At 60.8% G+C, this 9,582-nt stretch carries 9 protein-coding genes; 5 read left to right on the top strand and 4 right to left on the bottom strand.

Annotation, left to right across the window (positions count from 1 at the left end; all coding sequences use genetic code 11):
• The first annotated feature begins 508 nt into the window (after positions 1–508).
• On the top strand, positions 509–1,090 hold the full coding sequence (gene ssuE / locus B3N48_RS07600) for an NADPH-dependent FMN reductase (protein WP_296181506.1): 582 nt from the start codon (positions 509–511) through the stop codon (positions 1,088–1,090).
• A gap of 62 nt (positions 1,091–1,152) precedes the next feature.
• Here ssuE and B3N48_RS07595 read toward each other — a convergent pair whose 3' ends face one another.
• From B3N48_RS07595 to B3N48_RS07585, 3 genes are all read right to left on the bottom strand, one after another.
• Positions 1,153–1,428 carry a hypothetical protein gene (locus tag B3N48_RS07595; protein WP_296181503.1) on the bottom strand — a complete coding sequence of 92 codons (276 nt, stop codon included), beginning with the start codon at positions 1,426–1,428 and terminating at the stop codon, positions 1,153–1,155.
• 269 nt (positions 1,429–1,697) lie between these two features.
• Positions 1,698–3,068 carry a gluconate:H+ symporter gene (locus tag B3N48_RS07590; RefSeq protein WP_296181501.1) on the bottom strand — a complete coding sequence of 457 codons (1,371 nt, stop codon included), beginning with the start codon at positions 3,066–3,068 and terminating at the stop codon, positions 1,698–1,700.
• Between the two features lie 252 nt (positions 3,069–3,320).
• Positions 3,321–4,214: a LysR family transcriptional regulator gene (locus B3N48_RS07585; RefSeq protein WP_296181498.1), complete on the bottom strand. Its 894-nt coding sequence runs from the start codon at positions 4,212–4,214 to the stop codon at positions 3,321–3,323.
• A 130-nt stretch (positions 4,215–4,344) separates the two neighbouring features.
• On the opposite strand from B3N48_RS07585, the gene B3N48_RS07580 reads away from it, so the two are divergent.
• The 3 genes from B3N48_RS07580 (at position 4,345) to B3N48_RS07570 (ending at position 7,529) form a co-directional block, all read left to right on the top strand.
• Positions 4,345–5,046 (top strand): CoA transferase subunit A, encoded by a 702-nt coding sequence (locus B3N48_RS07580; RefSeq protein ID WP_296181495.1) that lies wholly within the window; start codon positions 4,345–4,347, stop codon positions 5,044–5,046.
• Positions 5,047–5,127: 81 nt separating this feature from the next.
• Complete coding sequence (locus tag B3N48_RS07575) at positions 5,128–5,784, top strand: CoA transferase subunit B (protein ID WP_296181492.1); 657 nt, start codon at positions 5,128–5,130, stop codon at positions 5,782–5,784.
• Between the two features lie 326 nt (positions 5,785–6,110).
• Complete coding sequence (locus B3N48_RS07570; protein ID WP_296181490.1) at positions 6,111–7,529, top strand: short-chain fatty acid transporter; 1,419 nt, start codon at positions 6,111–6,113, stop codon at positions 7,527–7,529.
• Positions 7,530–7,652: 123 nt separating this feature from the next.
• On the opposite strand, the gene B3N48_RS07565 is transcribed toward B3N48_RS07570, so the two are convergent.
• Positions 7,653–8,546: a LysR substrate-binding domain-containing protein gene (locus B3N48_RS07565; protein ID WP_296181485.1), complete on the bottom strand. Its 894-nt coding sequence runs from the start codon at positions 8,544–8,546 to the stop codon at positions 7,653–7,655.
• Positions 8,547–8,648: 102 nt separating this feature from the next.
• On the opposite strand from B3N48_RS07565, the gene B3N48_RS07560 reads away from it, so the two are divergent.
• On the top strand, positions 8,649–9,557 hold the full coding sequence (locus tag B3N48_RS07560) for a DMT family transporter (protein WP_296181483.1): 909 nt from the start codon (positions 8,649–8,651) through the stop codon (positions 9,555–9,557).
• Positions 9,558–9,582: the final 25 nt, after the last annotated feature.

Genomic DNA, 9,582 nt, shown 5'->3' with positions numbered 1-9,582 from the left:
CGGCGGCTCCTACAGAGATTGTGTTCATTTAGCGGGAACGCCCAAGGGCGGCAGTTGTGTGAGTCGGTCGCACACCACCCAGGCGCCGCGGTATGCGTAGGAGCAGCCGGAGGAACGACGGCCGCGATAGCGGTGGTTCAGTTGCAGCTATGTGATCTGACACTCCGCCATCGCGGCCGTCGTGCCTCCGGCGGCTCCTACAGAGATTGGGTTCAGTCAGCGGGAACGCGACGTGGGCGTGGAATCAGCGTGATGGCCGAGGCGTTCTGTTGCTCCGGCAACAGCTGATCAACACTTACGAGCTGCCTCATCAGTACCAACGTTGTCGTCTTCCATTCAGACCTGCCGCGCACCACCGGAATCATTGGGCGGCACGTTCGTCGGTCACACTGGCACGCATGCTGCTTTCAGACTGTCACAGGGTCTATCCGCCCACTCAATTTCGCGTTGCACGCGGCCTGTACGGTGTTCATGGCACCTCGGGTGACAGACCTCAAGGAATCAAAACATGTTGGTCGTTTCAATTTCAGGCAGCCCTTCGACTCGCTCACGTTCCGGCGTGGTGCTGAAGCACGCAGCGCAGTGGCTGACCGAGCGGGGCGTGGGTGTGAGCGCCGTGCGCGTCCAGGACTTCAAGGCTGAAGACTTGCTCTACGCCCGCTTCGACAGCCCCGAAGTCGTCGCTTTCATCGAAGCCGTGGCCAAGGCTGATGGGCTGTTGATCGGCACACCGGTGTACAAGGCGTCGTTCTCTGGCGCGTTGAAGACCCTGTTGGATTTGCTGCCCGAACGCTCGCTTCACGGCAAAGTTGTGCTCCCCCTCGCCACCGGCGGCAGCATCGCCCACATGCTGGCCGTGGACTACGCCCTGAAGCCGGTGTTGTCGGCGCTCAAATGCCAGGAAGTGCTGCACGGCGTGTTCGCCATCGACAGCCAGATCAGCTACGGCGACAACGAATGGGGAGGTGATCTCGACGAACTGCTCACACAACGCCTGCACGACGGGCTGGATCATTTCCTGCTGGGGCTGCAACACCGCACGAATGCACGGCACAAAGAAGCGGGTGGGCATCTCAAGTTGGCGCTGTGACGCAGCCGCGAGCTACGCGCTACGAGCGGATCCGCGTCGGCTTCTGATTTTCAGCCTGAGGTTCAACCCTGGCGTGCTTTGGAAGGCGTGCTGACCTCAGCGTTGAACTCGCCACGGGTGTCGAATTCGTGGGCCTGTTGCAGCTGAGGCTGCGCCATCAACTGGGCTTTGCGTGATTGGTAATCGTCGTAGGACAGCCCGCGACGGTTCAGGTCTTCAAGGGCCAACTGATGGGTTTCTTCGGCGGTGTAAGGGCGCGATTCGGGATGATTGCCTGCGGCACAGCCAGAAACGACGGCGACTGAAAGCAACAGGGCGAGGGTAAGAAGACGGTTCATGGGAGCCTCCATTCGGCTCGTTTCTGGAATGAAGCCAAGGCTACGCGCCGGGGCTTTCCAGCTGAAATCAGTCGTCTTGATAGTCGCTATTGGCAATTACTGTAGGAGACATGGCTTGTCTCTGGGCCGCACTCGGACGATCCGATGCGCAGCAGTCGTAGAACCTGAGGGCTCGGTCGGTCTGACACAACGTGCATACCGAATTTACGACGGGTTCCCTGCCGATCGCGGGACAAGCCACGCTCCTACAGAGGATCAGCGCTATCGTCCTATACCAGCCAATGCCACAACAGCGATGTGCCGATCAGCCCCACCACCGAGACAATGGTCTGCAACACCGACCACACCCAAATCGTCTGTTTGAGCTGCAAGCCGAAATACTCGCGGACCATCCAGAAACCCGCATCGTTGACGTGGCAGAAAAACACCGAGCCTGCGCCGATCACCAACGCCACTAGCGAGGCCTCGACCGGCGCCAGGCCTGCCATCATCGGCGCGAGAATGCCGGCCGTGGTGGTGGTCGCGACGGTTGCAGAACCGGTCGCCTGACGCAGGGCCACGGCGATCAGCCACGCCAGCAGCAGGTACGGCAGATGCGCGCCTTCGGCCACTTTGCTGATGGTCTGGCTGACGCCCGCGTCCAGCAGGGTCTGCTTCAGGCCACCACCGGCGCCGATGGTCAGCAACAGGACGGCAATCGGCGCCAGGCTCTTGCGCAGCGTGCCGCCGACCTGTTCGCGGGAAATGCCGTTGGCCCAGCCCAGGCACACCGTGGCCGCCAGCACTGCAATACCCAGCGCCACCAACGGCTCGCCGAGGAATTTCAGGGTCAGCGCGACGTTGCCTTCCGGCGCCATCGCCACTTTGGCCAACGTGCTGCCGAGCATCAGAATCACCGGCAACAGGATGATCAACAGGGAAATAGCAAAGCCCGGCTGACGGTTCACGTTGGATTTGGCAGAAAACAGCTCGCCCAGTTCGGCTGGCGCTTCAATGTGCAAGCGTTTGGACAGCCAGTTGCCGTACAGCGGACCGGCCAGGATCACCGCCGGAATGGCGATGCAAATACCCAGCAACATGGTCAGGCCCAAGTCCGCGTGCAACGCGCTCACCGCAATCAGCGGCCCCGGATGGGGAGGCATCAGCGCGTGCAAGGTGGTCATCCCCGCCAACGCCGGAATCGCGATCTTCAACAGCGGCAGGTTTGACTGGCGCGCCATCACGAAGATGATCGGCACCATCATCACCAACCCCACTTCGAAGAACAGCGGCAGGCCGATGACCATCGCCACCAGCGCCATCACCCAAGGCAGCGTTTTGCCTTTGCCCAACCCCAGCAGCGTCGAAGCGATGCGGTCCGCCGCACCCGATTCCGCCATCAATGCGCCGAGCATGGCACCCAGCGCAATGATGATTCCCGCCTCGCCAAGAATCCCGCCCGCGCCTTTGCTGAACGCTTTCGCCACCGCCTCCGCTGGCAGCCCCGCACCAATCCCTGCGATGAACGTCCCCACCAGAATCGACAGAAATGGCGGGAGTTTGGTGGCGCTGATCAACACGATGATGGTGGCAATGGCAATCAGGCAACAGATGATCAGGCGGGTGTCGTGAAACACCCACGCAGCAGACGACAAGTCCAAGAGTGACCCCTTAATCGTTCGATTCTTATTCAAGGTTTTCTGAAACACTTTGTTTCAGATGGCCAAACGATACCGGATGCGGCAAGTCGTCGCAGTGATTTTTTCTTAGAAAGTGGCCGAAAAGCCCTGCCATTCATCCATTCATCTAAATGAATTGCGCTGATCACTGTAGAGGGTGAGCTTGCTCGCGAGGCTGATATGCCTGCCCCCTATGCAATACCTGCCACATCGCAATCGTCAGCAAGCTCACTCCTACAGTGGTGGGGTTTGGGCGCACTCGATCAACACATCCCTTAACGCCTGCGCCGCAGCCGACAATTTGTGATCGGCCAACGTCATCAACCCGATCCGCCGCTCAATGCGCGGGCCTTCCAGGGCGATACAGCGGGCGCCCAATTCCTGCATCTGCCGAATGCACAACGACGGCACGGCGCTGACCCCCAACCCGTTGGCAACCATGCGTCCGACCGTGGAGAGCTGATGGCTCTCGAACGCCACCGCAAGTTTGCCGTGCTGGGTTTGCAGATCCTGTTCAAGGAGCAACCGCACCGCCGACGGTCGTTGCAGGGTGATGAAATCGTGGTGCAGCAGTTCATCCCAGCTCACCTCCCCTCGTTCGGCGAGCGGCGAATCCATCGGCACCACGGCGACGAATCGGTCCGTATAAAACGGCGTGAAGGTCAAGTTGTTGGCCGATTCGGGTTCAAAGCCAATGCCAAGCTCGACGCGACGATGGTCGACCATCTCCAGCACTTGTTCGTTGATCACGTCATGCACGGCCACGTTGACCCGCGGATAGCGCTCACGAAACACCTTGAGCGCGATCGGCAGCGAATTCCCTGCGAACGACGGCATCGCCGCAATCGACACCTTGCCCATTTGCAGGGTGAAACGCTGACGCAGCAGCTCTTCGGCGTTGTCCCAGTCTGCCAGTAGCTGGCGGGCCAGCGGCAGTAACGCCTCGCCCTCGGGGGTCAGGCTCACATTGCGCGTGGTGCGGGTGAGCAATTGACCGCCCAAGTCTTCCTCAAGCGCCTTGATAGTGAGGCTCAGCGCCGGCTGCGACAGGTGCAAACGCTCCCCCGCCTGGGCGAAGCTCAGGCACTGCGCAACGGCGAGAAAAGCACGTAGCTGCTTCACATTCATATATTTGTATGACTTATCAATTCATGAAAAAAACAAAATTAACAAATCAGTGCGCGCGAGAGAAGATGCATCCGACCCTCTCTGGCGGCATGATTGTCAGACACAACTACAAAACAGGCGGGATATCACCATGGCTGGACTCGATAAACGAGTGGCGACTTACGAAGAGGCCCTCGCTGGCCTGACCGACGACATGACGGTACTGGCGGGCGGTTTCGGCCTGTGTGGTATCCCGGAAAACCTCATCGCCCAGATCAAACGCATGGGCGTTAAAGGCCTGACCGTCGTGTCGAACAACTGCGGCGTCGACGGCTTCGGTCTCGGCGTCCTGCTGGAAGACCGGCAGATCCGCAAAATGATCGCGTCCTACGTGGGCGAGAACAAACTGTTCGAGGAGCAGCTGCTCAACGGCCAGTTGGAAGTCGAACTCACGCCCCAAGGCACCCTTGCTGAAAAAATGCGCGCAGGCGGAGCGGGCATCCCCGCCTTCTACACCGCCACCGGTTACGGCACCCCCGTCGCCGAGGGCAAGGAAACCCGTCAGTTCAACGGCCGCAACGTGATCCTCGAAGAAGCCATCACCGGCGACTTCGCCATCGTCAAAGGCTGGAAGGCCGACCACTTCGGCAACGTGGTCTACCGTCACACCGCGCAGAACTTCAACCCGATCGCCGCCACCGCCGGCAAAATCACCGTGGTCGAGGTCGAGGAAATCGTCGAGCCGGGCGTGCTGTTGCCCACCGAAATCCACACGCCGGGCATTTATGTGGACCGCGTGATCCTGGGCACCTTCGAGAAACGCATCGAACAGCGCACGATCAGAAAAGCCTGATCCCCGCTTCGCACTCGAACGCTTTTTCCTTTGGAAACGTCGGCTTTCGCAGGCCGGACACAATAAAAGAGACCCACGATCATGGCACTCTCCCGCGAACAAATGGCACAGCGCGTTGCGCGCGAACTGCAAGACGGCTTTTACGTGAACCTGGGCATCGGCATCCCGACCCTGGTCGCCAACTACGTCCCTGACGGCATCGACGTGATGCTGCAATCGGAAAACGGCTTGCTGGGCATGGGCGCCTTTCCGACCGAGGAAACCATCGACGCCGACATGATCAATGCCGGTAAACAGACGGTAACCGCCCGCCTGGGTGCGTCGATTTTCAACTCTGCCGAATCCTTTGCCATGATCCGTGGCGGCCACGTGGACCTGACCGTGCTCGGCGCGTTCGAAGTCGACGTCGAAGGCAACATTGCGTCGTGGATGATTCCCGGCAAGCTGGTGAAAGGCATGGGCGGCGCGATGGACCTGGTAGCCGGCGCCGACAACATCATCGTGACCATGACCCACGCCTCCAAGGACGGCGAGTCCAAGCTGCTGTCCCGTTGCAGCCTGCCGCTGACGGGTGCGGGTTGCATCAAGAAAGTCCTGACAGATCTGGCCTATCTGGAGATTGAAAACGGCGCCTTCATCCTGCGCGAAACCGCCCCGGGCGTAAGCGTTGAAGAGATCGTCGCCAAGACCGCCGGCAAGTTGATCGTGCCGGATGATGTGAAGGAGATGACGTTCTGAGGCGATCGGGCGATACCTGCGGGTTGCTCACGTCTCTCAAGAGGGCACGTATCCTCGTGGGAGCCGGCTTGCTGGCGAAGGCGTCAGTTCAGGCACATCAAATCGTCTGAGCTGTCGCCTTCGCCAGCAAGCCGGCTCCCACGGCCTTCGGCCAGAAGCAGGGCGCGATCCCGTTGATACATCCGCGTCATATCGTTATGCCACTCTGCCCCTTCCGCAACGAAGGGGCTTTGCTGTATCTAGAGCTCCCGATTTTTCGCAACACTGCCAACACTAAAAACAGCTATTTCAATAGCCTTTCATAACAACTCCAAGAGGTAACACACGTGGCCGCCGACATTGAAGAAAGCCGCTCCGCCCGATTTGCCCTGCGTTGCGCCAAGTGGGCCGAACGCTGGTTCCCCGACTCCTGGGTGTTCGCCGCCCTCGCCGTGGTCATCGTCACCCTGGCCACGCTGGCCATCGGCGCCAAACCCGCTGACACCGCAAAAGCGTTCGGCGACGGCTTCTGGAGCCTGATCCCCTTCACCATGCAAATGGCCTTCGTGGTCATCGGCGGTTACGTCGTCGCCAGCTCGCCGCCAGCCGTCAAGCTGATCGATCGTCTGGCCCGTATCCCGAAAAACGGTCGTTCGGCCGTGGCCTGGGTCGCGCTGATTTCCATGGTCGCCTCGCTGCTGAACTGGGGCCTGTCACTGGTGTTCGGCGGCCTGCTGGTGCGTGCACTGGCCCGTCGTACCGACCTGAAAATGGACTACCGCGCCGCCGGTGCCGCCGCGTATCTGGGACTCGGCGCTGTGTGGGCGTTGGGCCTGTCGTCCTCTGCCGCGCAGCTGCAAGCCAACCCGGCGAGCCTGCCGCCGTCGATTCTGGCGATTACCGGGATGATCCCCTTCACCCAGACCATCTTCCTGTGGCAGTCGGGCGTCATGTTGCTGGCATTGGTGGTGATTTCGATCATCGTGGCCTACGCCACGGCGCCTGGCCCGGCCAACGCCCGTGACGCCAAGGAATGTGGCGTCGACCCGGCCTTCAGCCTGCCACCGCTGCCGCCGCGCACCCGTCCGGGCGAGTGGCTGGAATACAGCCCACTGCTGATCATCCTGATGGTGGTGCTGGCGTCCGGCTGGTTGTACAACGAATTCAGCACCAAGCCTGCGATCACGGCGATTTCCGGCCTGAACACCTACAACTTCCTGTTCATCATGGTCGGCGCCCTGCTGCACTGGCGTCCGCGCAGTTTCCTGGACGCCGTGGCCCGCGCCGTGCCGACCACCACCGGCGTGCTGATTCAATTCCCGCTCTACGGTTCGATTGCCGCGCTGCTGACCACGGTCAAGGGCGGTGACGCGCAGACCGTCGCGCACCACATCTCGACGTTCTTCACCAGCATTGCCTCCCACGACACTTACGCGCTGCTGATGGGCGTGTACTCGGCGATCCTCGGTTTCTTCATTCCGTCCGGTGGCGGCAAGTGGATCATCGAAGCGCCGTACGTGATGCAAGTGGCCAACGACCTGAAATATCACCTGGGCTGGGCGGTGCAGATCTACAACGCCGCCGAGGCGCTGCCGAACCTGATCAACCCGTTCTACATGCTGCCGCTGCTGGGCGTGTTGGGCCTGAAAGCGCGCGACCTGATCGGCTTCTCGTTCGTCCAGCTGCTTGTTCACACGCCGCTGGTGCTGTTCCTGCTGTGGGCACTGGGCACGACGCTGGCGTACATTCCGCCGTTGATGCCTTAACGACTGTCGCGGTTCCTGTGGGAGCCGGCTTGCTGGCGAATGCATTAGGTCAGTCACTGCAACGCTGACTGACACCCTGCCTTCGCCAGCAAGCCGGCTCCCACAAGGGGACGCGTGCAGCATTCAATCGGCTGCTTCATTGGCCAACTCGATCAACCACGCCTTCAGCGCCTGCACTGTCGGGCGCAGGATCGAGTGTCTGGGCTGCACCAGGTAATACCCCTTCGGCAGCGGCAAGCGCTGTGCGAAGGGTTCCACCAACACCCCGCTCGCCACTTCCTCCTGGGTCAACCATTCGCTGGTGATGACCACCCCCTGATTCCGCCGCGCCGCTTCGATGGCCATCAATGACTGATCGAAGTGAATGCCGGAAATGGCCCTGCCCTCTTCATCGCCGATCCCCGCAAAGCGGCGTAACCATTCCGACCAATGCGGGTGCAACGTGTTGTGCAGCAACGTCGTCTTTCGTAAATCGTCCGGCGCCCGCAGGCCGAACTGCGCAATGTAGGCCGGGCTGCAATACACCCTCGCGTCGTCCCGATGCAGCAGCTCGACCTCCAGCTCCGGGGCGTGCCCGTCGAAATGACGGATCGCAAGGTCGACACGCTCACTGCTGAAATCGGTCAGCGTGACCGACGAACTCAGGTGCAACGAAACCTCGGGATGATGTTCAAGAAAACCGGCCATGCGCCGGGCGAACCATTTGGCGGCCAGGCTCGGCGGCATGCTCAGCCACACATGGTTGTTGAGGCGATCACGCAACCCGTGGCTGGCGTCGATGATCTGCGCCAGCGCGGGCTGGATGCGCGCCCAATACGCCTGACCGTCCGGTGTCGGTTGCACCTGACGAATCTGCCGGGTGAACAGCGATACGCCGAGCCATTGTTCGAGATTGCGGATCTGCTGGCCGACCGCACCGGGGGTGACATTCAATTCGTCGGCAGCTAGAGAAAAACTGTTCAATCGCATGGCGGCATCGAAATACAGCAACGTCTTGAGCGGTGGCGAAGGTTTCATGGCGTAGATTTTCTCTTTCATCCAACAAAGATGATGATTTGTAACGGATCCCGCCACCGCGCACAATCGCGGCCTCATCGATCACGTGGCAGACCGCTCTTCATGAAAAACATCGCCTACTTCGCCTTCGCCCTTCTGGGCCTGATTTGGGGCACCAACTTCATGTTCATGAAGTGGGCGTTGGAGTGGATTTCTCCCGCGCAGATCGTGCTGGTCCGCGCATTCTTCGGTTTCCTGCCGATCCTCATTTACGCCCTGGCCACCCGGGCCTTGAGCTGGAGCCACGTGCGACACCTGCATCACTTTCTGGTCATGGCGCTGCTGGCAACTGCGGTTTACTACTACCTCTACGCCGAAGGCACGACGCTACTGCTGTCGAGCGTGGCGGGACTGCTCAGCGGGGTGATTCCACTGTTCACTTTCGGCTGCGCCTTCCTGTTTCTACGAGAAGAAAAACTCAACGGTCGCATGAGCCTGGGGGTATTGATGGGTTTCGTCGGCGTGCTGCTGATCGCCCGCCCCTGGGCCACTGGCGATGCGGCGATCTCGGTGAAAGGCGTGATGTACATGATGCTCGGCTCGTTGAGCATTGGTTGCTCGTTCGTCTACGCCAAGCGTTTTCTGACCGGGCTGAACATCTCAGCGGTGGCGCTGTGCACCTATCAGATTGGCCTGGCGCTGCTGATTCTGCTGGCGGTGACCGACCGGACCGGCATGGCCCACATCACCGAAAGCCCCAAAGCCATGGTCGGCGTGTCTCTGGGGCTGGGCCTGTCTGGCACCGGCGTGGCGTACATCCTCTATTACTTCATCGTCGAACGGCTCGGCGCGGTGATCGCCGCCTCGGCCACGTACATTCCGCCTGTCATCGCATTGCTGATCGGCATTTTTGTCGCGGGCGAACCGGTGCATGGGCTCGACATCGTGGCCATCGCCGCGATTCTGGGCGGCGTGTTCGTGTTGCAGAGCGGCCGTCGACTGGCCGCTGAGCGCGTCGCCACTGCGGACTGAGCGGTGTTGGACAATCTGAGGCGTG

It is taken from the genome of Pseudomonas sp. UBA1879 (assembly GCF_002338065.1).
Lineage (GTDB): Bacteria > Pseudomonadota > Gammaproteobacteria > Pseudomonadales > Pseudomonadaceae > Aquipseudomonas.
Note: the sequence above shows the minus strand (reverse complement) of the source record. Positions and strands in the feature narration are given on the sequence as shown.